23 protein-coding genes and 4 pseudogenes are annotated in these 21,876 nt (G+C 68.0%); 14 read left to right on the plus strand and 13 right to left on the minus strand.

The window, feature by feature from the left end:
• Window positions 1–131: 131 nt before the first annotated feature.
• Window positions 132–593 (plus strand): SRPBCC family protein, encoded by a 462-nt coding sequence (locus ABZ854_RS28855; RefSeq protein WP_361216271.1) that lies wholly within the window; start codon window positions 132–134, stop codon window positions 591–593.
• 85 nt (window positions 594–678) lie between these two features.
• A pseudogene (locus ABZ854_RS28860) lies at window positions 679–1,116 on the plus strand (transposase); the annotation flags it as partial.
• 99 nt (window positions 1,117–1,215) lie between these two features.
• Here the strand turns inward: ABZ854_RS28860 and ABZ854_RS28865 are convergent.
• The 6 genes and pseudogenes from ABZ854_RS28865 to ABZ854_RS28890 all read right to left on the minus strand — a co-directional run.
• Entirely contained in the window at window positions 1,216–1,344 is a 129-nt protein-coding gene (locus tag ABZ854_RS28865) for a PLD nuclease N-terminal domain-containing protein (protein ID WP_361216273.1), read from the minus strand.
• 71 nt (window positions 1,345–1,415) lie between these two features.
• Entirely contained in the window at window positions 1,416–1,754 is a 339-nt protein-coding gene (locus ABZ854_RS28870; RefSeq protein ID WP_361216277.1) for a hypothetical protein, read from the minus strand.
• Window positions 1,755–1,994, minus strand: a complete 240-nt coding sequence (locus ABZ854_RS28875; protein WP_361216280.1) for a hypothetical protein — start codon at window positions 1,992–1,994, stop codon at window positions 1,755–1,757.
• Between the two features lie 53 nt (window positions 1,995–2,047).
• Window positions 2,048–2,677 carry a DUF3887 domain-containing protein gene (locus tag ABZ854_RS28880; RefSeq protein WP_361216283.1) on the minus strand — a complete coding sequence of 210 codons (630 nt, stop codon included), beginning with the start codon at window positions 2,675–2,677 and terminating at the stop codon, window positions 2,048–2,050.
• 1,028 nt (window positions 2,678–3,705) lie between these two features.
• A complete protein-coding gene (locus ABZ854_RS28885) occupies window positions 3,706–3,876 on the minus strand; it encodes a hydrophobic protein (protein ID WP_361216286.1) in 171 nt (56 codons plus the stop codon).
• A 303-nt stretch (window positions 3,877–4,179) separates the two neighbouring features.
• Window positions 4,180–4,546: pseudogene (locus tag ABZ854_RS28890) on the minus strand (helix-turn-helix domain-containing protein); the annotation flags it as partial.
• A gap of 194 nt (window positions 4,547–4,740) precedes the next feature.
• Here ABZ854_RS28890 and ABZ854_RS28895 point away from each other — a divergent pair.
• From ABZ854_RS28895 to ABZ854_RS28905, 3 genes and pseudogenes are all read left to right on the plus strand, one after another.
• Complete coding sequence (locus tag ABZ854_RS28895) at window positions 4,741–5,019, plus strand: polyprenyl synthetase (RefSeq protein ID WP_361216288.1); 279 nt, start codon at window positions 4,741–4,743, stop codon at window positions 5,017–5,019.
• The gene (locus ABZ854_RS28900) at window positions 5,009–6,064 is read left to right on the plus strand and encodes a polyprenyl synthetase family protein (protein ID WP_361216290.1); all 1,056 of its coding nucleotides are present in this window, start codon (window positions 5,009–5,011) and stop codon (window positions 6,062–6,064) included. The genes ABZ854_RS28895 and ABZ854_RS28900 overlap by 11 nt, the downstream gene beginning before the upstream one ends.
• Window positions 6,065–6,146: 82 nt before the next feature.
• A pseudogene (locus ABZ854_RS28905) lies at window positions 6,147–6,506 on the plus strand (DUF2236 domain-containing protein); the annotation flags it as partial.
• Window positions 6,507–6,511: 5 nt separating this feature from the next.
• On the opposite strand, the gene ABZ854_RS28910 reads toward ABZ854_RS28905, so the two are convergent.
• Together ABZ854_RS28910 and ABZ854_RS28915 are read right to left on the minus strand one after the other, a co-directional pair.
• Entirely contained in the window at window positions 6,512–8,155 is a 1,644-nt protein-coding gene (locus tag ABZ854_RS28910; RefSeq protein ID WP_361216293.1) for an IS200/IS605 family accessory protein TnpB-related protein, read from the minus strand.
• Window positions 8,148–8,723, minus strand: coding sequence for an IS607 family transposase (locus tag ABZ854_RS28915; RefSeq protein ID WP_361216296.1), 576 nt, complete (start codon window positions 8,721–8,723; stop codon window positions 8,148–8,150). The genes ABZ854_RS28910 and ABZ854_RS28915 overlap by 8 nt, the downstream gene beginning before the upstream one ends.
• Window positions 8,724–8,744: 21 nt before the next feature.
• Here ABZ854_RS28915 and ABZ854_RS28920 point away from each other — a divergent pair, with 21 nt between their 5' ends.
• Window positions 8,745–9,602, plus strand: a complete 858-nt coding sequence (locus ABZ854_RS28920; RefSeq protein WP_361216299.1) for an oxygenase MpaB family protein — start codon at window positions 8,745–8,747, stop codon at window positions 9,600–9,602.
• Between the two features lie 30 nt (window positions 9,603–9,632).
• Here ABZ854_RS28920 and ABZ854_RS28925 read toward each other — a convergent pair whose 3' ends face one another.
• Both ABZ854_RS28925 and ABZ854_RS28930 read right to left on the minus strand, forming a co-directional pair.
• Window positions 9,633–10,421, minus strand: coding sequence for a dienelactone hydrolase family protein (locus ABZ854_RS28925; protein ID WP_361216302.1), 789 nt, complete (start codon window positions 10,419–10,421; stop codon window positions 9,633–9,635).
• A gap of 243 nt (window positions 10,422–10,664) precedes the next feature.
• Window positions 10,665–11,024, minus strand: a complete 360-nt coding sequence (locus ABZ854_RS28930; RefSeq protein ID WP_361216305.1) for a nuclear transport factor 2 family protein — start codon at window positions 11,022–11,024, stop codon at window positions 10,665–10,667.
• Between the two features lie 151 nt (window positions 11,025–11,175).
• Here ABZ854_RS28930 and ABZ854_RS28935 point away from each other — a divergent pair, with 151 nt between their 5' ends.
• Complete coding sequence (locus tag ABZ854_RS28935) at window positions 11,176–11,742, plus strand: TetR family transcriptional regulator (RefSeq protein WP_361216307.1); 567 nt, start codon at window positions 11,176–11,178, stop codon at window positions 11,740–11,742.
• 49 nt (window positions 11,743–11,791) lie between these two features.
• On the opposite strand, the gene ABZ854_RS28940 is transcribed toward ABZ854_RS28935, so the two are convergent.
• Both ABZ854_RS28940 and ABZ854_RS28945 read right to left on the minus strand, forming a co-directional pair.
• Window positions 11,792–12,064, minus strand: a complete 273-nt coding sequence (locus ABZ854_RS28940) for a hypothetical protein (RefSeq protein ID WP_361216310.1) — start codon at window positions 12,062–12,064, stop codon at window positions 11,792–11,794.
• A 296-nt stretch (window positions 12,065–12,360) separates the two neighbouring features.
• A complete protein-coding gene (locus tag ABZ854_RS28945; RefSeq protein WP_361216313.1) occupies window positions 12,361–12,537 on the minus strand; it encodes a hypothetical protein in 177 nt (58 codons plus the stop codon).
• 410 nt (window positions 12,538–12,947) lie between these two features.
• Between ABZ854_RS28945 and ABZ854_RS28950 the strand changes: the two genes are divergently transcribed.
• From ABZ854_RS28950 to ABZ854_RS28980, 7 genes and pseudogenes are all read left to right on the plus strand, one after another.
• Entirely contained in the window at window positions 12,948–13,397 is a 450-nt protein-coding gene (locus ABZ854_RS28950; protein WP_361216316.1) for a hypothetical protein, read from the plus strand.
• A gap of 235 nt (window positions 13,398–13,632) precedes the next feature.
• A complete protein-coding gene (gene glgX, locus ABZ854_RS28955; RefSeq protein ID WP_361216319.1) occupies window positions 13,633–15,774 on the plus strand; it encodes a glycogen debranching protein GlgX in 2,142 nt (713 codons plus the stop codon).
• 329 nt (window positions 15,775–16,103) lie between these two features.
• Window positions 16,104–16,985, plus strand: coding sequence for a GNAT family N-acetyltransferase (locus ABZ854_RS28960; protein ID WP_361216322.1), 882 nt, complete (start codon window positions 16,104–16,106; stop codon window positions 16,983–16,985).
• Window positions 16,986–17,397: 412 nt separating this feature from the next.
• Window positions 17,398–17,565: pseudogene (locus tag ABZ854_RS28965) on the plus strand (IS5/IS1182 family transposase); the annotation flags it as partial.
• 437 nt (window positions 17,566–18,002) lie between these two features.
• Window positions 18,003–18,806 carry an alpha/beta hydrolase gene (locus ABZ854_RS28970; protein ID WP_361216325.1) on the plus strand — a complete coding sequence of 268 codons (804 nt, stop codon included), beginning with the start codon at window positions 18,003–18,005 and terminating at the stop codon, window positions 18,804–18,806.
• Window positions 18,806–20,095, plus strand: coding sequence for a SpoIIE family protein phosphatase (locus ABZ854_RS28975; protein ID WP_361216328.1), 1,290 nt, complete (start codon window positions 18,806–18,808; stop codon window positions 20,093–20,095). Before ABZ854_RS28970 ends, ABZ854_RS28975 begins: the two co-directional genes overlap by 1 nt.
• Complete coding sequence (locus ABZ854_RS28980) at window positions 20,092–20,415, plus strand: STAS domain-containing protein (protein ID WP_361216331.1); 324 nt, start codon at window positions 20,092–20,094, stop codon at window positions 20,413–20,415. Before ABZ854_RS28975 ends, ABZ854_RS28980 begins: the two co-directional genes overlap by 4 nt.
• Before the next feature lie 228 nt (window positions 20,416–20,643).
• On the opposite strand, the gene ABZ854_RS28985 is transcribed toward ABZ854_RS28980, so the two are convergent.
• Window positions 20,644–21,480, minus strand: a complete 837-nt coding sequence (locus ABZ854_RS28985; RefSeq protein WP_361216334.1) for an RNA polymerase sigma factor SigF — start codon at window positions 21,478–21,480, stop codon at window positions 20,644–20,646.
• Between the last annotated feature and the right edge of the window lie 396 nt (window positions 21,481–21,876).

Genomic DNA, 21,876 nt, shown 5'->3' on the forward strand with positions numbered 1-21,876 from the left:
GGCTCGGCCGATCTCGATTGCTGGGCTCGCTCGTGCTGGGCCGGGAGTCGGTATGTGATCCCGAGGGTGCCGGTCGGCGTCGGTCGGGTACTCGGTGCCGGCAAGGAGATCGACGCGATGGAGGCATGCTGATGAGCACGGTCAAGGAAGCAGTGGAAGTCGACGTACCGGTTCGCACCGCCTACAACCAGTGGACGCAGTTCGAGCAGTTCCCGGACTTCATGGAAGGGGTCGAGGAGGTCAGGCAGGTGGACGACCGCCACAACCACTGGACCACCAAGATCGGCGGAGTGCGGCGGGAGTTCGACACGGAGATCGTCGACCAGTTGCCGGATGAACGCATCACATGGCGGACCACCAGCGGTGACACTTCGCAGAAGGGCTCGGTCCGCTTCCAGCGCGTGGACGACATGCACACGCGGGTGGAACTCGTGATGGAGGTAGAGCCCGGCGGCGCTGCCGAGAAGGTGGCTGACATGACGGGCACCCTCGATCGGAGGGTCAAGGGCGACATGAAGCGCTTCAAGGAGTACGTCGAACATCGCGGAGGCGAGTCGGGGGCGTGGCGCGGTCGTATCACGCCGGGCGGATGACGATGCTCCGGCGAGCCTGACGGCGCCTGGGCCGGCCGCGACCGGGGCTGTGCGAGCCGCACGGCCCCGTCGCGCGTGCCGTCCCGTGCAGGACACTCGCGGATGGGACGAAGCCAAAAGGATCAATGGCCGCAAGAGACACCTGATTTGCGACAACAGAGGTCTCGTACTGCTGGTCATGGTCACTGCCGCCAACGTGAGCGACCGGGACGCCGCAAAGGAACCGCTGTTCCGCCTCGCGCTCACACATCCCGAGATCTCCATCGTCTGGGCCGACTCCGCCTACGCCGGAAAGCTCGTGACCTGGGCCAAGACCTACCTCGACATCACCGTCAAAACGGTCCGGCGCCCGCCGGATGCGAAGGGCTTTGTCGTCCTCCCCCGCCGCTGGGTCGTCGAACGCTCCTGGTCGTGGATCATGAGGGCCCGACGGCACTGCCGCGACCACGAACGACTGCCCCAGGTCAGCGAGTCCTTGATCACATGGGCGGCGATCACGCTCATGACCAGGCGGATGACCCGCCGCACCGCCCGGCCCGTCGAACGCCGCGACGTCAGCCCGTACTACCTGGCACAGGCGGCATGACTGGATCGAAACGACCGGGCCTGGCACCCAGTGCTGCTAGCGGTTTTCGCTCCGGCCGAACTTCAGATACGCGATCAGCCCAAAGATATTCCCGAATGCGCACATGGCCAGCCACGCCTGAGGCGTCAGGCTCCGGGTGTTCGGATGTCTCACGATGTCGATCATGCACAGGATGGCAGGGAGTATCGCCATCAGGGGCACGATCGCCACCCACGGGCTTGCGTCAGCCGGTCCGGTCATCTGCTGCCTCTGCCTGCGGTGAGGATGCGCAGGACAGCGTCCGGATCGTCCGGGGTGATCGTGGGGCGCACGCGGCGTCCGACGTCGATCACGAGCGCGCAGTTCTTCCGGGGGCGCCGTGCGTCGAAGTTCCACCAGTGGAGGAAGTCGCCGGTGCCCCAGATCCGCCACGCGCGCACCTTGTTCATGCCGGTCAGGTCGAGCGTCTTGATGCCCTTGATCGAGGTGTAGGCAACCCGCTTGGCCCCCCAGGGGTAGTAGTGGCGGATGGTCAGGCACTGGTCGTCGCAGCGGATTTCGCCGTCGTCGTAGGTGGTCGTACTCTCCCGGCTCACTCATGCCTCCCGCGTGTGGGTGCCCGTCGACGGGAGGGGGTCCTGCCGGCGTCCGAACAGCCAGTAGGCGACTGACCCGAGGGTGTTGACCGTGCTGGCCACCCGCCATATCCGTTTTTCACCGCGCACGCGCCGCGCCGACCTGGTACGCAGGTCCCGCCATGTGAGGACCGCAGCTGCCGTGTGCAGCACGGCGATCGCGGCGAGAATCCGCGCGTCCGGCTTGTTTCCTGTGGGCATGACTCCTCCGCCGGGCCGCCGACCACGCCTTCGACCGTGGCCGGGCCCAAGGTTCACGGGGTTTCGGGCGCGAGGATGAAGATCCCGGCGGCCTTCTCGTCGGTGTCGAACGCGACCCGGGCCTTCATGTCGCCGGCCTCATAGCGCAGCGGGATGTCGACGACCGTGTGGTCGCCGATGCGCCGGACGAACGGCTCGCCCTCGCCGAAGCCCTCGAACGCGCCGACCAGGCCGGTGACCGTGGCCAGGCCGTTGCTTCGCACTTCATCGGTGAGCGCCTTCAGAAGTTCGGCGTTGAACGACCGTCGCGCTCGGTCCATCCTGCCTTCGAGTACGTCCGTGACGATGGCGAGAGCACGCTCCGCGGCGTCGGCCATGTGCACCGTCTTGTCCATGGGTTCTCCCGTCCTGGGATCGATGGGTTTACCGAACCGCTGGAAGGCGGCCTGACGAGTGACGCCGAGCAGGTCTCCGATCTCCTGCCAGGTATGGCCGGCATCCCGCGACTGCTGTACGCAGAGCTTCAGGACTTGTCCCGCCATGGCGTCGACCCTTTGAGAGCGCCGGACCAGGTCGAGGTAGGCCGGCGTTCCCAGGGGGCTGCCCAGTGCCTCAGCCAGAGCAGACGCCTGCTGAGCAAGCTGATCGCTCAGGGCGCCGAGGGAGATCGGAGAATCGGTCACATGTCAAGACTGCCTTTACGGGTCCTTCCTGTCAAGGGAACCTTTACAACTGCCCCGGTCGAGCCACGAGGATGAGAAACGGGCACTTAGCACCGAGCCACCCCCTCCGCGCACCACCGTCGAAGACGCCGGCGCCCGGAGCGATCGACGCTGCACGTGCGCCCGCATGCCTGTGAAGCGTGACCACATTGCCGTCCGGGGTATGGCGTACCCACGTGTGGGACTGGTAGGCCGAGCCGAACGTGCGCTCGAAAGCCGGGCAGGAGACCGTTCCCCCGATCATCGTGGGCCGCCTCCAGCCATCCCAGTCCAAGATCAGCAAGTATCAGGCCCAGCCTGGCCCGACCCTGCTCCCATGGACCGGGACCAAGTGCGCGACGGCTGGTGCCGTGTCCTGGCCTGGGAATCGAGCGTCGCTTGAACACGGCGAGCTGTCCCGCGGACGGGTTGCCGGGACGCTCGGGCCAGTGAGGTCTCCGGCCGGTGCACGGGTCAGGTCAGTGCCACGCTTCTTACCGAGTGGCTCGGGTTGGAGGGTGGCCTCCACCAACAGGGCGGCACGCTCGGCATCACTGAAGTACGGGGCGTCTGGCCGCGAGGAGAGCGCGGGGATGCGTAAGCCCCTCGGCCAGGTCGTCCGTGCGGAAGAGGCCTACTCAGTCCAGAGGGCACCATCGCCTAGCAAGCCCTGGGAAGGCGGCAGCAGACAACAGCTGGGAAGCGGAAGGCCGACTGAACGCGGTCAGCCGCCGATGAACCGGAGTTACAGGTGCAGCCCGCGCGGGAGCAGGTGGCGCAACGGCCCCGCAGAGTTAGGAGGCGCAGGGTTCCACTGCTGCTCCGCGAGGCCGATGCATGGCACATGTACCCAGTGCGGCGTCCGATACGCCCTATCCGTCCCCGGCGTCTCCGATGCGCCCTCACGCACGCGCGAGGTGGGGCCCGGCCGCACCGGCCGGGCCCCACGTCAACTTCCCTTACGCGTGGCGCTCTTGTGCACCGCGCGCGCTCGCTCCCAACACCTGCACCTACCAGCGGTACCAGCGGCCCTTGCGGCCCGCGCCGTCGGCGGAGCGGACGACGAAGCCCAGCAGCCACACGATGAGCACGATCACCGCGATCCACCACAGTGCCTTCAGCGCGAACCCCGCACCGAAGAGGATCAAAGCCAGCAGAAGAACCAGAATCAGGGGAACCATCGTTATCAACCTCCTGGCCAGCGATTGCCCTTACTCCTGGCTTACAAGCCCACAAAATATGAGAATTTTTCACGTGGTTCGGGGCATGTGCGCGTCCGACATGGTTCCCGCTCTCCCGTGTCTCACGCATCACCAGCACGCCTCAGCGCTCACTTGACGTGTGGCTATGGCCGGAGGTCTACCGTCGTCGCGCGAGGTCATCCGCACGGGCGCCATCTCAGAGATTCGGTGACCGAGGAGCGTCAGCACCTTGCCCGCCGACGAGAAGGCGCGGGCCACCCCGCAGCTCCTCCCCTTCAGCGATCACCGCTTGCAGCTCGCAACCATCCCCACGCCCCGCCGGATCGGAGGTCCCATCGTGTCCCAGAGGACGGAACGGCCGGCGCGGTGGGCGCTGACCAGTCCCGCGTTACGTAGCGCGGTGAGGTACTGGGATACCCCGGCTGGGGAGAGTCCGGTGCGGTGGGCGAGTTCGGTGGTGGAGGCCGGGGTCTCCAGTTCGGTCAGCAGGGTTCGTGAGCGGCCGAGGACGGGGCGCGGTACTGGAGGTGTCTGTGGCAGGCCGCGTTTCCCAGAGCGTGCCGATGCCACGTGCTGGATATGCGAGTTGTGGTGGGTTTGGCGGTCGTACCCGGGGGCGCAGGCCGGGGCCGGTGAACGCGGAGGGAACTCCTTCGGCTTGCGTCCCCTGAGGCGTTCGAGAGGTAGGGCGCCCGGCGGCGGCTCACGCAGGACGTGTCGGGCGGGTGTGCGATGTGATCACTCGATCGTGAGTTCTTGCCCGCGTGAGGGGCGCGTGACGGGATTCTGGCAGGGCGGCGGGTGACCGGCGCCGTTCGGATGTGTTGGACCGGGAGGGGCGGCGTGACACAGGGAGTGGGACGGCGTGGGGAGCTGGACGAGCGGGCGGTGCTGCTCGTGGCGGGGGTGGCTGATGTGGCGATGAGCGCACTGGGGTCGGCTCTGGGGACGGTGCGGGGGCTGTTGCGCCGCTCGGACGCCGCGGATCTGGCCGCCGAGGCCGAGGAGGATCTGGTGGCGCGCGGCCGTATCGTGCTGGACCGGTACACGGCCGTTCCGCCGGCCCATCTGGAGGTTCTCGCCCAACACGCCCTGTCCCGGCGGGCAGCCGGTGGTGTCTGAGCGGTGGGAGTCGGCCGTGTTCAAGAGCCGCGTCGACACAGTGCTGGATGAGTTCGTCGCGCAGGAGGCGGACCAGCTGGCGGCGATCGATTCCGTCCTGCGGCCGGTGGCCGAGCAGGTGGAGGCGGCCGTCGCGGACGGCAAACGGCTGCGCGCGGCGTTCTGCTACTGGGGCTGGCGGGCGGCGGGGCAGCCGGACAGTGACGCGCTGGTGCGAGCGGCCGCCTCCTTGGAGCTGGTGCACGCCGCCGCGATCGTGCATGACGACCTCATCGACGACAGCCCGTTGCGGCACGGCCGGCCCACGGCGCATGTCGCGCTGCGCGCCGCGGTACGCCGTCGACCGCGTGCCGTCTCCGCCGCCCGGTCGCTGGCGATGCTGGTCGGGGACCTGCTCATGTCGCTGGCCGGGCAGTTGTTCGCCACCTGTGGTCTGCCCGCGGCGTACCTGGCCCGGGCCCGCCCCCTGTGGTCGGTGATGGCCCGGGAACTGATCGCGGGCGAGTGTCTGGAGATTCTGCGTACCGCGGCCGACCCGGACACGGCTGCGTCGCTCAAGGTGATCCGGTACAAGACCGCCAAGTACACGGTCGAACAACCCCTGCTGATCGGCGGTACGTTGGCGGGTGCCGCCGGGCGGCTGCGCGAGGGCTACTCCGCCTACGGGCTGCCGCTGGGCGAGGCGTTCCAGCTGCGGGATGACCTGCTCGGCCTGTTCGGCGACCCGGAGCACACCGGCAAGGCCAACATCGACGATGTGCGCGGCCATCGACCGACCCCTCTGCTGGCGGAGACCTGGCGTATCGCCGGTGAGGAGGAGCGAGAGCAGTTGCGCGGCCTGCTCGGCCGACGCGACCTGGACACCGGCGGCCTGGAGAGGGTCCGCGAGTTGATGCGCAGGCTGAAGACTCCCGACCTCATCGAGGGCATGATCGCCACGCGGGTCGAGTTGGCTCTCCGAACTCTGCACGATCTCGACGTTCCCGCACCCGCTGTCGCCGCTCTGACCGCGCTGGCGCACTCCGCGGCGGTCCGCCGCTTCTGATCTCTCACCCGGGTGGCGATTCGTGTTCTCCGCCGACCGCCGCCCTGCCTCGTGGAAAACCGCCCGTACAAGGAGCTCTGGCATGACCTGCACCGAGGCCTCGATGGACGCCCTGCGCCGGGCAGGTGACGAACTCGCCGACGCCGTCGTCGCCGAACTGTTCGAGCGGGGGGAAGTGGGCACGTTCAACACGCTGATGCGCCATGTCTCCGTCGCCGGGGCCCCCCTGCCGGACGGGCTGCCCGATGTCGCGCGCGAGTACCTCCAGGTCACCAGCGCGCCACCGGCCTGGGTGGACTGGGGCGAGATGGAGAAGGCCCGGCTGTTCTTCATCGACAACAACGTGCACATCTCCACCGCGCTGTCCTTCGCCTCCATGCCCGCCTGTTACGTCGTCCCTCACGTCGCGAAGCTGCTGTCGGCCACGCACGGGCTGAACTACCATTCCTAATCAGTGATCAGGAGTGAGTCTTGGACCCAATCCTGGATAACTGGGACATCCCGAACGGTTTTGGGTGTCCTGGTCGCCCGCGTTCGCTCCGCGTCCGGCTGCACGTCTCTCGGGCGTGGTCCGGGTACGCGGGGGCGGGTTTCCTCACGCCCTTGGTCACACGGTCGGGCCTGGGCGGTCCGATGCCCCTGCACATCGCTCTGGTGTGCAGGGGGCGGTGCCGTCCGTCGCCGGATCGCATGCCCGAGAGCGCGCCTACCGATCGCCACCGAAGCGGCGGCGTGTCGGGAAGTCTTCCTATTCTTGCTGGTCAGCGGCTTCTGCCAGTGCTGTGCGCCCCACATCGAGGTGTAGGCGGGGTCCACGGCGATGACGCTGATTCCGGTCTCGGCGCACATCGACAGGAGTCGGGCGCGGAGTTTGCCGGTGGGGATGCCGGAGATGAGCTGCCGGAACTTCTTCTTCCGGCCGTGCTTCTCGCGGGTCTTGGAGTCGGTGAAGTCGAGGTCTTCGATCGCGATGGCCTGCACACCGCAGGTCCGTGCCCAGTACAGGAGGCGGGTGAGGGCATGGCGGAGCTGGGCGTCACGGTGCTGGGCGGTCCCGGACAGGTTGTAGTCGAATCGGCGGGGTTCGCCGACCGGGTTGCCGTATTCGTCCAGTCGCCAGGCGGCGAGGTGATCGGCGTTGGTGTCCACGCCGATCACGCCACCGGCCCGCAGTGCGTTCAGCGGGATGACGGGAAGGTCGGCGCGCTTCCACGATGCGTCGAGGTACCAGCGGCCGGAGGAGGTGTTGAGGCGGATGCGGTAGGCCACGGCCCGGTTGCCCTCTATGCGGTCGCGCCATTCCTCGCCCCGGTGGGGGAAGCCGACGCGGGCAGCGAGGACGTACCGGCCGTGCCGGGAGTTGGCCAGGTCGGCGAGCGGGGCGGGCAGCTTGATGCTGACCTCACCATCAGGGGTGACGCGGATCGTCTCGTTGCCTAACCGCTTCCCGGACTCGCCATCGGCGGTGAGGAACCAGCGGGCGCCCTCCCACTCGGCACGCCACTGCTCGGGAGTCTTCCCTGCGGCGGCCAGGTTGTGACGCTGGTGGAGCAGCCGACGGCCCCCGCGCACGACAGAGACCTTCCCGGCCTCCCGCTGCGCGCTGACCTGCGCGTGCTCGTGCTCCAGGATGTGCAGGCGGCGCGTCTTGACGAACCATTCGCGCTTGGAGCGGTAGCCGCCGGGTTTCCCCTTGGAGCCCTTCTCCCCGATCGGCAGGGCGAGCCGGTGCCGGAGCATCCGGATACCGGCGTCCAGGGACTGGAGATGCCCGTGCTGGGCGCGGCGGGAAAGGCCCCATTGGTCGTGGGTGTTGGAGGTGACCGAACCGGCCCACCGCGACGACGACAACGCGGTCAGGTCCCGCTTACGGGCCGCCCACGTCTCGTTCCCGTGGTCACCGGCGTCACGGACACGGGCAGCGAGATCACGGGACGCAAGCCGTCCCATGTGCTCGCCCACCAGCCGCAACACCTTCTCGTCCTCGGCAGTCAGGCCCCTGAGGCGGTCGCGTATCGACACACCCGACGGTCCGTCGGCGACGAACGGACGGGCGATCTCCCTGAGCTTCTTCTTGACCGGCTCAGCCATGCTCAGCCGCCTCAAGAGCCTTCGCGGCGCGGTTCTTCGCCGACCTGCGCCCGTACAGACGGGCGCAGAACGACGTCAGCACCTCCACCATGTCCAGCACCAGATCGTCTTCGACCTCGCCGTCATCCAGCACGACGAGACGACGACCGGTCGCGGACAGCGCCGCTTCGACCAACTCCACGTTCATCCGGCCCAGGCGGTCCTTGTGCTCGACCACGACCGTGGTCACCGCAGGATCGGCTAGCAGCCGCTTCGCCTTCGACCGCGCCCCGTTCATCCCGGACGCTATTTCCGACTCCACCCGAACCACCGGACGCCCGGTGGTCGCAGCCCAACGGGACAAGCGGGCCACCTGCCGCTCAAGGTCGGCCTTCTGGTCATGCGAGGAGACACGGGCATACAAGCCCAGACCGCCCGCCGCTTCCGGCGCGGTGTTCGCCTCGATGTTCACCAAGATCGTGCGCGGCCCCACACGTTCCGCAGGGACCGGCAACGTGCCCTCACGGAACCAGCGGTACGCAGTACGCGGGGCAATGCCCTGCGCTCGTGCCCAGTCCGTCAGGTTCATACACAAGATTATACAACACTAGTGCCACCTAAAGGACACTCATGGACACTCATAGACACTCAATCGAGAACAGTTCCACACCCCTCCAAGCGGATGGCGGAGACGGGTCAGTTCACCGTCTACCTCATGCAGCCCGACGCCTTCGAGGCAGGAAGCCGGTTCATCCCCGCAGCCCAGAAAGTGCGCCTGCTGCACGCCTCCATCCGCCACCACCTCACACGGGAGAACCACTGGGACACCGGGACGATGGGCGCGCCGATCTGCCAGGAGGACATGATCGGCGGGCAGATGTTCTTCTCCCTCCTCGTCCTGGACAGCCTGCACCGGCTCGGCATCCACATGAGCGTCGAGGGAGCCGAGGCGTACTTCTACGCCTGGCGTGTGGTCGGCGCGATGCTGGGCGTAGACCAGGAGGCCGTCCCCAAGTCCCTGGAAGAAGCCCGGCAGTTCCTCGACCTGTACATGGTCCGGCACATGGGGCCATCCGCCGAAGGCGCCCACCTGACCCGGCAACTCATCGATCTCTACGAGGAGGTCGTGCCGGGCACCTTCTTCGACCCCGTCGTCTCCGCCCTGATCCGCTACTTGATCGGCGACACCTGCGCCGACTGGCTGCAGGTCCCCCGTACGCCGTGGGACACCGTCGTCAAGACGGTGCCCCACCTGCTCAGCGTGCTGGAGACCATCGAGGACCGCTCACCCCTCGGGGCCTGGGCGCTGGACCGCCTCGGTCACCTCACCACCGTCCTCGAGCTGTACTCCCTCACTCGAGGACGCGTCATGCACTACGCCATCCCCGAACAACTGAAGAAGGACTTCGGTGTCAGCAACACCGTGCGTCGCACGCAGCGGTGGACACCGCCCGCGGCCGCCATCTAGGCGCGCTGCCCGGGGCGTTCCGGGAAAACCTCAGTGCAGTTCGGTGGCGAAGAGTTCCACCACGTGCTGCCAGGAGTCTTCGGCGGCTTGCTTGTCGTAGGTCTCGGGGCCGGGGAAGAAGAAGGCGTGCTGGGCGTCCGGATAGACGGTGATCTCGTGGCGTACACCGGCGGACGTCAGCGCTTCACCGATCCGCCGGCGCTGGTCGGCGTCGATGATGTGATCGCGGCCGGCGAAGAACATGCGCAGGCGCGTGCCGTGTTCGGTGATGCGGGCGGTCGCGTCCAGCAGTGGGTCGGGGCGGCTCAGTGCGGTGCCCGCGTCTGTCAGCCAGCCGGGGAAGTAGATCGCGGCGGCGTCCAGGCCCAGGCAGGCGGCGGCGAAGTAGGTGACGTGCCCGCCGAAGCTGAAGCCCAGCATCCCGGTCTTCTCCGCGGCCCCCGCGTAGGCGCGGGCGTGGGCGACGGCGGCCCGGAGGTCTGCCTCGACCTCGCCACGAGTGAGGCCGCCGATGAGCGCGAACCCACGCCGGCGGTTGGCGTCGGTCTGCGGCATGCCGGTGGCCGTGTCGGGGCCGGCCCGGTGGTAGAGGTTCGGGGCGATGGCCACGTACCCGAGCTCGGCTACCTGCCGGGCGGTACGGCGGACATCGTCGGTCACCCCCCAGAGTTCGGAGCCTATGAGGACGACCGGGTGATCGCCGGGCGCGGCCGGACGAGCCACGTAGGCGCCCATAAGCGACGCCGTCCCCCCGCTGCCGCCTCCTGTGCCGGCCGGTACGTCGATGTCGACCTGTTCGGCGATGATTTCCTGTGCCACTTCTCCGCCCCCGTTGGATCGCTCTTCGGGCGCCCGTTCGGCACCCGGAAGGATCCTGTCATGATCCATTGGGGGCGACGGGCGGATTCCAGATTTCGGACCCCTCCGTGCGGGCGCGGCTCGCAACTCCCTCCACGGGTCCCGTCGTAGGGTGGCCAGGACCCGCGCCTGCCCGACGCGCCCAGCCGCCGGGCGTCACTCCGCCGATCGGGGAAACCACATCCGCTGTGCTGCTCGGGGCCTTTACTCTCTGGCCCTGGCGACGCCCATGCCGTCCATGTAGTCGCGGACTCGCGTGATCAGTCCGTTGCGGACGTGGAGTATGAGGAGGCCGGGGACGGTGAACGTGGTGGCCTTGGCCGGCAGGGTGCCCACGACGACATGCTCGGCGACGATCACTTCGGGATCGGCGGTCTCGTAGACCGCGACTCTCCTGACCTCGAGCACCTGGACGGGGCTGGCGCCCCAGGCTGCCCGGTATCCGGCGCGCACGGCCTTCCGGCCCTCGAAACATGGAGGGAACCCGGGTGAGGCGAACGGGAACTCGTGCACCGCGTCGATGGCGTAGAGGTCAGCGAGATCGTCTGGGGACTTGTCGAGCATGGCTTGGTAGTAGCAGGTCAGCACCTCGTGAGGGGTGCGAGCAGCAGGCGCATCGAGAGGTGACACTGGGCTGTTCCATTCGCTCAACACTTGTTGACCCATTCACCGTACGGTCGACGGGAGGTTCGGTCAACGGCTGTAGAGTGAATCGGTGTCCACTTCTCGCCAGTCCCGCGCCGACCGACGCCGAGCGACCGAGGCGCGCATCCTCGACAGCGCCCGGGAGCTGTTCGCCGAAAAGGGATTCGAGCGCACCACCATTCGCGCCGTGGCGGCCGCGGCGAGTGTCGATCCGGCTCTGGTCATGCAGTATTTCGGCTCGAAGCGGGAGTTGTTCAGCCAAGCCGTGCGCGTGGTCCCCGCCGCGCTGACGGCCACTGACACAGACGAGCTCGTCGATCAGTTGCTGGCCTCGCTCGGCCTCAAGCTCGGCGGTCTTCCGGAAGGCACGCTGGCGATGATGCGATCCATGCTGACCGACCAGGCTGCGGCCGACCACGTCCGCGCCGCTCTCGGTCGGCAGATCGACAGCGTCGCTGCCGCACTGCCCGGTGCTGAGGATCCCGAACCGCGCGCCGCACTGGTGGTCACCGCGTTGCTGGGCGTTACCATCGGCCATCAGCTCCTCGGCCTGGCCGCGCTGCGTGAGGTTCCGGCGGATCACGTCGCCGCGTTGCTCCGCCCTGCCATCAAGGCCCTGACAGGACCCCCCGGGTGAACCCGATACCGCCGTCACTCGGAGTGTGAGCAGGCCCCCTCCGGGCGCATCAGCGGTAGTAGGAGTGAAACGGGCTACACCGTCGTTCCGCGTCGACACCTGCGATGCCCGAGGTAGCGAGGTTGGCCAGCATGAACCGGCCGGTACGGGCGAGGATCTCCTCCGTCACCGTCTCGACCCGCGTGCGCCTGCTCGCAGCGACGAAGCGGAACCCGAATTGCTTGATCTCGGGCAGGGCGATCAGTGGCTCGAGGCCGATCGCGATGAAGACGGCTGCCAGGAAGAGTGACAGCAGTTCCCCGATCTGCAGGACCGTGTGCACCAACAGCCAGGCCAGAGGGGCTCCCAGGCCGAGGCCGAAGCCTGCTCGTAGCCACGAGGCACTTCGCCGGTCAGGCCGAGTTCGACCTCTGCCCCGACCCTTTCCGTGGTGCGACCCTCAGCGCTCCGGCGCCGGCCTGCGGCAGCCTCGCCGGTCTCTTCTCGACCCGCACACAAGGCTGTAGGCGCGGAAACGATCGCTGCGGGTCATGCGCAGTTCTCCTCACCGCACGTGAACGGTTCTGGCCAAGCTCTACTGCACTACCCAGGCGATCCTCTGGGGGCGTTACGACGCCGTCATCGTCGGCGCCTGGGGAGGGTCCAGCCGCCTCCCAGGCCCGCGAGGTGCAAAGCCAGCGCCGTAAGACCAAGGAGCATCAGGTTGGTCGAGGTGAAGGTGTGGTTGGTGGAGATGTCTGCCGCGTTGATCAGGAACGCGATGAAAAACAGCACAGCGGAAACGATGGCCAGCATGGTCTTCTCTCCGTCCGGGCGACGTGTGGGGTGCACTGCACTGCGAATTCCCCCTTCTTGGCAGCCCACGCCACTGCCAGGTAGAGCATGCTCCGTCGGTCAGGAAGACCCGCTGCGGCAGCCTGGCAGGCATCGCGTTCTGCGCCTCCGCAGGACTGAACATGGACCGGATTATCGACGTTCGTGGCACGTGGATGAGGCGGCTGCGACCCTCACCGAAGTTTATCGGCATGCCTCGGCGGACTATGTGGCTCTCTTCGCCCCTGCGCCTTCACCCGAATGACCCACCGATTCCGTACGTTGTTCCGCCTATGCCCCAGCTAGCAGCCTTCTCGAACACAAAGGCGGAGTTGATCCGTCGCCGACTGGGTAAGTGCGTGGACTCAACGGCACGATGGAAGGGGCAAGCCATGGCATTGGATCCCGAACCTGCCGAAACAGCGCATGTGGTGGAGCGCCTCGCCGAGTTGATGATCGAGTTGTGCCAGCGGGCACATGAGGACGTCGCCCCCACGATCTCCGAGGATCAGGTCCGCGGTCTGCTCGCCATGGGAGGCGAGCCCACCGATCCGGACCATTTCGCCGCCGAGCTCGGCGTCAGCCTTTCGGCGGCCACGAAGCTACTCAACCGGCTGGAAGGCCGGACGCTGGTGCGCCGCCTCCCTGCCGGGCAGTTCTGCGTCACCGGTGCCGGAAAGTGCGTACTGGAGGCACTGCGGCAGCGCCGCCGTCAACTCCTGGACCGGGCACTGGTGACAGTCGACCCACACGATCGTCCGGTCCTGCGTGACACCCTTGACCAGCTTCACGGGAAGGTGAGCGTCCTGGCTCGGGTACCTCGACCCCGCTCGAGGCTCTGAGAAGGCCGTGCCCCGCCCGGGCAAGGGGCAGGGCGAAGCCGGATGAGGCGGCGGGCAGCAGCCCCGGCACGGAACACCTGCCGGCCGCCGGCCCTTCACTGTGTCCAAGAGCGATTCCCGCCACCCGCCGTCGTCTCTCGGACCTGGGCGGCCAGGCGGGAATGCTCTCTCCGTGCCCCGGGCAGTAGGGAACGAACGAGGTGGCTGCCTCGATCCGTGCTGGGAGGACGTGGTCATGCGTATCTGGCAGGAAAGCACGGAGGTGGGCCCGCGGCCGGGACAAGCGTCGCCGCTGGGCGCCGGCTTCGACGGCGCAGGGACCAACTTCGCCGTCTTCTCTGAAGCAGCGGAGTGCGTGGAGTTGTGCCTCTTCGACGAGGACGGCACCGAAGAGCGCGTCGCACTCAAAGAAGTCGACGGTTTCGTGCACCACATCCATCTGCCGGACGTCGGCCCCGGCCGCCGGTACGGATTCCGGGTGCACGGGGCGTACCGGCCCGAACGCGGTGAACGCTGCAACCCGAACAAGCTGCTGCTCGATCCCTATGCCAGGGCGATCGAGGGCGAGGTGGAGTGGAACGAGGCCTTGTTCCCCTACCACTTCGACGCTCGAGGTCGACGGAATGACCTGGATTCCGCCCCCTATGCGCCAAAGTCGGTGGTGGTGAACCCCTATTTCGACTGGGGCAGCGACCACCCGCCGCGAACCCCGTATCACGAGACAGTCATCTACGAGGCCCACGTGAAGGGCATGACGAAGACCCATCCGGCGATACCGGAGGCCATGCGGGGCACGTATGCGGCGCTGGCGCATCCGGCCATGGTCGACTACTTCGTCAAGCTGGGCGTCACCGCGGTGGAGTTGATGCCGGTCCACCAGTTCGTCCACGACCACGTGCTGGTGGACAAGGGCCTGTCGAACTACTGGGGCTACAACACCATCGGCTTCTTCGCCCCGCACAACGCGTACTGCTCCTCGGGCCAGCGAGGTGAGCAGGTGCAGGAGTTCCGCTCGATGGTCAAGACCCTGCATGAAGCGGGTGTCGAGGTCATTCTCGACGTCGTCTACAACCACACCGCCGAGGGCAACCACCTGGGGCCGGTCCTGTCGCTCCGGGGGCTGGACAACCGGGCGTACTACCGCCTGTCCGACCAGGACCCCCGCTTCCACTGGGACACCACAGGCACCGGCAACAGCCTGCGGATGAACCACCCGCACACTCTGCAGCTCATCATGGACTCGTTGCGCTACTGGGTGACCGAGATGCACGTCGACGGCTTTCGCTTCGACTTGGCCGCCACTCTTGCCCGCCAGTTCCACGAAGTCGACCGGCTGTCCTCGTTCTTCGACCTCGTTCAGCAGGATCCGGTCATCTCCCAGGTGAAGCTCATCGCCGAGCCCTGGGACGTCGGCGAAGGCGGCTACCAGGTCGGCAACTTCCCACCGCTGTGGACCGAGTGGAACGGCAAGTACCGCGACACCGTGAGAGACCTCTGGCGAGGCGAGGGCGGCACCCTCGGCGAGTTCGCCTCCCGGCTCACCGGCTCCTCCGACCTGTACCAAGACGACGGCCGCCGGCCTTACGCCTCGGTCAACTTCGTCACCGCGCACGACGGCTTCACTCTGCGCGATCTGGTGTCATACAACGGCAAGCACAACGACGCCAACGGCGAGGACAACCGTGACGGCGAGGACCACAACCGCTCGTGGAACTGCGGCGCAGAGGGTCCCACCGACGACAGGGACGTCCTCGCGCTCCGCGCCCGTCAGCAGCGCAACATGCTGGCCACTCTGCTGCTCTCCCAGGGCGTGCCCATGCTGCTGCACGGGGACGAACTCGGCCGCACGCAGCAAGGCAACAACAACGCCTACTGCCAGGACAACGAACTGACCTGGATCAACTGGCCGAACGTCGCCGAGGGAAGCGAGCTGCTCGACTTCACCCGCAAACTGATCACCCTGCGCCGCGAGCACCCCGTGTTCCGCCGGCGACGGTTCTTCCAAGGACGACCGGCGCACGCAACCGGGGAGGCGGTGAAGGACATCGCCTGGTTCACCCCCGCCGGGCGCGAGATGACCGACACCGACTGGGCCACCGGCTTCGCAAGGTCACTCATGGTCCATCTCAACGGCAAGGCCATCACGGAGCCCGACCTTCGTGGCCTGCGGGTGGAGGACGATTCATTCCTGCTGCTCTTCAACGCCCACCGCCGGCCTCTCGGCTTCACCGTCCCCGAAGGGCTCGATTCGTGGTGGGCGGTGGAGGTTGACACCGCCATCCCGTACACCGAGTACCGGCCACTGATCAAGAGGGCCTCCGAGGTGGAGGTCGAAGCCCGCTCCATGCTCGTCCTCCGTGCCCACCGCGACAGCTGACTCAGCGCACCTGCACGAGTGGGCGTCGCCCCGGCTCCCGCTCGACGCGCCGCAGCGCCTCGCTCGTGGCCACCAGGTACGGCAAGCCGGCGGTCCCCTACGAGGCAACCGCTGGTCGCGGCCATCAACGAGTGGCTGGGACCGCACGTTCGCACCCGGTCTTTCGTTAACCCTTTGCCGAGGAGCCGTTGGTCCAGCTAAGTTCTCCCAGCGTCCGACGTTGTTCGGGACCGGCCCTGTCGACGAGGAGGTGTGGAGCACATGCGCAGGAGTGCCCAGCAGTTGAGTCCGCGTACTGACCTCTGCCACTTCCTCACGACGGAGACACCGTGTCGTCTCGCATCACCCCACTGACCGACCCCGTTCACGGGCCCAACAGCCGGCGCCTTGCATGGCTGGCTTCCAACGCTGACTCCATCCCCACCGGAACCGCCTTTCTGCGCCTGTTCAACAGCCCCGGACAGGAGCACCTGGCCGAACTGACCCTCGGTGTCCATCCCGCGGAACGACGCCAGCACGTCGGCTCGCAGCTCCTCGACGCCGCCGTGACCGCTGCCCGGGCCGACGCCCGACGCTGCCTCATCGCGCAGGCCGAGGCCGGATCGCCAGGCGATCACTTCCTGCCAGCGAACGGTTTCGGGAAGGTCCTCGCGCTGAGGTTCTCCCGCTTGCCACTGGCCGGTGTGGACACCGCCGCCCTCGCCGCGATCATCGAGCGTCCGCATCCCGGCTACCGGCTGATGTCCTGGTACGGAACCGTGCCGGACGGCCTCGCCGAGACGTTCGCCGCGTCGCGTCGCGTCATGGACGACATGCCCATGGACGACACCGACTACGGCACGGTGACCTGGGACGCGAACCGTGTCCGGGCCGCGGCGGCGGCTGTCGCACAGCGTGGCGACCACCTGCACACCGTCGTTGCCGTCGACGCCTCCGACGGCTCGGTCGCCGGGTTCACCGAGCTGGTCGTCCCCGGCAACGGCAGAGGTGATGGCCAGCACTACGGCACCGGCGTGTTGCCAGAGCACCGTGGACACAGCCTCGGCCGATGGATGAAGGCCGAGTCGATCCGGCACGCCCATGCGCGCTATCCAGAACTCGGCGGTCTCCTGACCGACACCGCCGACAGCAACGCGCACATGAGACAGATCAACGACAGTCTCGGCTACACGCCCACGCACACGACACACCAGTACCAACTCGCCCTCTAGCGGCGGACGGACGGGCCGGACCTGGACATCACCTCGTCCGGCCCGTCCATGCTTTCGATATACGGCCGAGGAGCGGGCCCCTCTCGGGCTTGGCGGGCTCCATGCATTGAGCGCGTCTGTTCTCCTCGCGGCCCGGCGCCCTCACGGGCGGCGGCCGCGGGCGGGCTCGGCAGCGGCAGCGGCCTCCACCCTGTCTGGTACCCCAGTGGCGGCAGGCCGCGCCCGGAGGCGTCGCCCTCCGGCCGGCCCCTTGCAAGGCTTGGCATGGGCGGGTGGCGACCGTCGGCTCGGCCCGCACGGGCGAGGCTGCTTCGAGGGCGCCGGCGCGTGGCAGTACCGCCTCACCCCGGCCGGGCGGGTCTGGCCGCGGCACCGGGCCGCGTGGAGAGCTGATGGAGTTTTCGTGCCTGCCCAGGGAGACGACAACAAGCCCCACCGCACAGTCCGCGCACACGTCGAGCACGGCTTCTCCCGCATGAAGAAGCACAAGTTCCTCCGCCGCTGCCGACGGCGCGGTGACGGCCTTCACCACGCCGTCCCGGCCGTGGCCCGCGTGCACAACCTCGCACTGGCCACCTGACCACCGAGCCCAGCCACTCGCTCCCGCGTTTCCAAGGAAATCGCCCTGGCAGCCGGAGTACCGGCACTCGGCCTCGGAACGTGGCTCGCCCAGGACAAGGGGCACGGACTGGTTCCCGTCTACGGGTTCGCTCTGGCGGCAGGGGCGTGGGCCGTCCGCCGCAGGACCGGTCGGTGTTTCGAATCGACAGGTCGGGAACTTCGCGGACTCCGGCCGGCCCCAGCATGCGTCTCGCCGCGCACTGGCCAGGTCACACCTCCCCGGCGTCCGGCCGGCCGGCTCGTGGGCCGCGCGCCCTCCCCTATGTCTCGCCCCACCGGCGGAAGCCGCGGCGGACCCGTGTAGAGGCCGCGGCGCCCGTGTAGAGGTGGCGTGTGGACCCTGGGGCGATGCGATGCCGTACCGGCGCATTGGCCAGAGCCTGAGAGACTGAGGAGATGGATACCGTTCGCAGGAACAACGTCACTGTCACCGGCAACCCGCTCGGGCGCACGGTGGTGCTGGCCCACGGCTTCGGCTGTGACCAGAACATGTGGCGGCTGACCGTCCCTGCGCTGGCCGAGGACTATCGCGTCGTGCTGTTCGACTACGTGGGCTCCGGGCTCTCGGAACCGTCGGCGTTCTCGGAAGCCCGTTACTCCTCTCTGGACGGGTACGCCCGTGATGTGGTGGAGGTGTGTGAAGCACTCGACCTGCGCGATGCGGTGTTCGTGGGGCATTCGGTCAGCGCGATGATCGGAGTGCTGGCCGCCCGCATGGCTCCCGAGCGGCTCGGCGCTCTGGTGATGGTCGCCCCGTCTCCCCGCTACCTCGACGACGACGGCTACCGGGGCGGCTTCAGCGCCGAAGACATCGACGAACTGCTCGCCTCACTGGAGGCCAATTATCTCGGCTGGTCGGCGGCGATGGCCCCCCTCATCATGGGCAACGCCGAGCGACCCGAGCTCGGTGAGGAGCTGAAGAACAGCTTCTGTGCCACCGACCCAGAGATGGCGCACGTCTTCGCCCGCACCACATTCCTGTCCGACTCCAGGAAAGACCTGAAGAAGGTGGTGGTGCCGACGCTGGTACTGGAATGCACCCAGGACGTCATCGCTCCCCGGGAGGTCGGCGCCTTCGTCCACCGGGCGATCCCCGACTCGAAGCTGGTCACCCTGGATGCGACCGGGCACTGCCCCCACCTGTCCGCGCCCGAAGCCACCAATGAAGCGATCCTGAAGTTCCTGGCGGCTCTGCGGTGATGTGCCGCACCGGGCAGCAGCCCGACCCACACGAGGCCGGCGACGAAAAGGCGTCGAATGCGGCATTCGCCGCGCTGCTGGAGGACAGTGCCGAGGAACTGTACGAGTCCGCGCCGTGCGGATATCTGTCCACGCTGATGGATGGCACCATCGCCAAGGTCAACACGACGCTACTGGGCTGGCTGGGCCTCGAGCGCGAGGCCGTGGTGGGCCACATGCGGTTCACCGACCTGCTCACCGTGGGCGGCAAGTTGTACCACGAGACCCACTTCGCGCCGCTGCTGCGAATGCAGGGCGAGATCAGCGGAATCGCCCTGGAAATCAAGCCGACAGGCGGTGGCCGGATACCCGTGCTGGTCTCCTCGACGGTCAAGCAGGGAAGCATGGGCGAACCCCTGCTGATCCGCACCACCGTCTTCGACGCCCGGGACCGCCGGGCCTACGAGGACGAGCTCCTGCGCGGCCGGAAGGCAGCCGAGGAGGCACGTAAGCAAGCGGAGGCCGACCGCGCCCGGCTGCAGGACGCCCTCGCGGTGCTGCAGCAGTCGCTGCTGCCCGACGCCTTGCCGCGGGTCCCGGGAGTGGAGACGTCGGTGTACTACCACACTGCTTCTCCCGATCGGCTCGGCGGCGACTTCTACGACGTCTTCCCCGTCGACGGCAAACGCTTCGCGTTCTTCCTCGGCGACGTGTGCGGCAAGGGTCCCCAGGCCGCCGCGCTGACCTCGCTGACCCGCTACACGCTGCGCGCCGCCGCCCTGCACGACCCCGACCCCGTCGCCGCTCTGACCACACTCAACAAGGTGCTTTACGAGCGCTACTCGGGCAGCGGCGACCCTCGCTACTGCACTGCCATATTCGGCACCCTCGAGGCCGACCCCGCCACGGGGCAGACAACCGTCCACCTCGCTTCGGGCGGCCACCCGCCGGCCCTGGCCCTGCGCGCCGACGGCACAGCCGACTATCTGCCCACCCCCGGCGGCCTCCTCGTCGGCGTCCTGCCGGACGCCCGCTTCGTCGCCGCCGTCACCCGTCTCACCCCTGGTGACACCCTCCTGCTCTACACCGACGGCCTCACCGAAGCACGCACCGGGAAAGACCGCACCGTCCTCTACGGGGACGACGCCCTGCTCGCCTTTACGACCAGCCATGCCGGCAAGCCACCCCACGCTGTCATCCAGGCCCTGACCGGCCTGCTCGACAGCTTCGGCACCGGACTCGACGACGACACCGCCCTACTCGCCCTCGGCGTCCCCGCCTCCCACCCTGAGACCAGAAACGACGAATGAGCCCACTCAAGATCACCACCCGAGACGCCACGACCGGTCCCGTTTGGGAGATCAGCGGCGAACTCGACTACAACACAGCCCCCGAGTTGTGCAAAAAGCTCACGACCCTGGCGCTGCGACCTGGCCAGCGCCTGGTCCTGGAGCTGGCCGGCATGACCTTCTGCGACTCCAGCGGCATCAGCGCCCTGATCGCCGCCCGCAACCACGCCCACGCCGAACAAGCGGATGTCGCACTCGCCTCGGTCCCCGCGCATACGCTGCGCGTGCTCCGCGTCGTCGGCCTCGATCAGATCTTCCCGCTCGAGCCCGACAGCAGATAGCGTGTCGGCCGCATTATGTGAACAGCAAATCACTCTGTTGAGGCGTCGGGGCGGAGAGGGCTGTTCCGTGCGACGCTCGAAGGGCAGCCAGCCTTGTCCGGTGGCAAGCCTCGCACCAGTCTTGAGAAGACGTTCTCGCGATGCCCGGTAGTGGTGCGGCTCGTCGCGCTCGGCTGTATGCCGAAGCCCGCTGCGCAACGCAGCGGGCTTCCCCTTGGTGGCCGGCGCTCAGTTCGCGGTGAGCAGGCCTTCGCGCAGCCGGGTCAGGCAGCGCGAAAGCAGTCGGGAGACGTGCATCTGGGAGACCCCGAGACGCTCGCCGATCTGAGCCTGGGTGAGTTCCTCCACGAACCGCATGTGAATGATCTGCCGGTCCCGCTCGTCGAGTTCGGCAATCAGCGGCGCCAGGGCGTGGAAGTCCTCCACCAGCTCCAACGCAGTGTCCTCGGTTCCGATGAAGTCCTGCAGCGCCGCCTCGCCGTCCTCGCTGCCGCCGATCGCGGCGTCCAGAGAGGAGGAGTTGTAGCCGTTGGCGGCCAGGCGCGCCTCCCGGACCTCCTCCTCGGGCAGGCTCATCAGCTCCGACAACTCCTTGACCGTGGGGGTACGCCCCAGGCGGGTGCGCAGCTCCTCCGTCGCCTTGGCGAGCTGGACGCGGGCCTCCTGCAGCCGGCGCGGCACGTGCACCGCCCAGGTGGTGTCGCGGAAGAATCGCTTGATCTCGCCGACGATGTAGGGGATGGCGAATGAGGTGAACTCCGCCTCGCGCGACAGCTCGAACCGGTCGATGGCTTTGATCAGGCCGATCATGCCGACCTGGACGATGTCCTCCATCTCCTCCGGCCCGCGGCTGCGGAACCGGCCGGCCGCATAGCGGACCAGGGACATGTTCATCTCGATCAGCGTGTTGCGGGCGTAGCTGTACTCGGGGGTCCCTTCTTCCAGCACCGCCAGCTGCTCGAAGAACAGGCGTGACAGCTCGCGGGCGTTCTTCGGCGCAACCCGGGAGGGGTCGGCGACTTCCGGCAGCTCGGTGTTCCGCGTGTCCGTTGCCAGGGTGCGCATGAGCGCCATGAAGATCCCCTCCCAAGGTCGAGTCAGTTCCGCGGCCAGCCGCAAAGCGAGCCGACTAGGCGGCGGTTACCCCCTCATTTTCCATCCATGCCTGGCTTCCCACCAACGGGACGCCGCTGGCCGTGACCTGCGCGGCCGAGGACGGCTGCTCGTGTCCCGGGATGGGTTGGGAGCCGGGCGGGCGCGGGGCGGCACGATGGCGGTTGAGCCGGAGCCCACCTGAAGGGGCGCTCCGAACGGCAGGACCCCGCGCCCTCCCGGTGTATTGACCCGAGCACGGCCAGGACGGCCAGGACGGGGACTGACGGGCCTGCGCACACGGCTCGACGGGCCGGTCACCGTTTGCGTTCCGGTTCCGGTTCCGGCTCGCTGCGGCGGTGTGGGGTC

Source organism: Streptomyces sp. NPDC047028 (genome assembly GCF_040644095.1).
GTDB lineage: Bacteria > Actinomycetota > Actinomycetes > Streptomycetales > Streptomycetaceae > Streptomyces.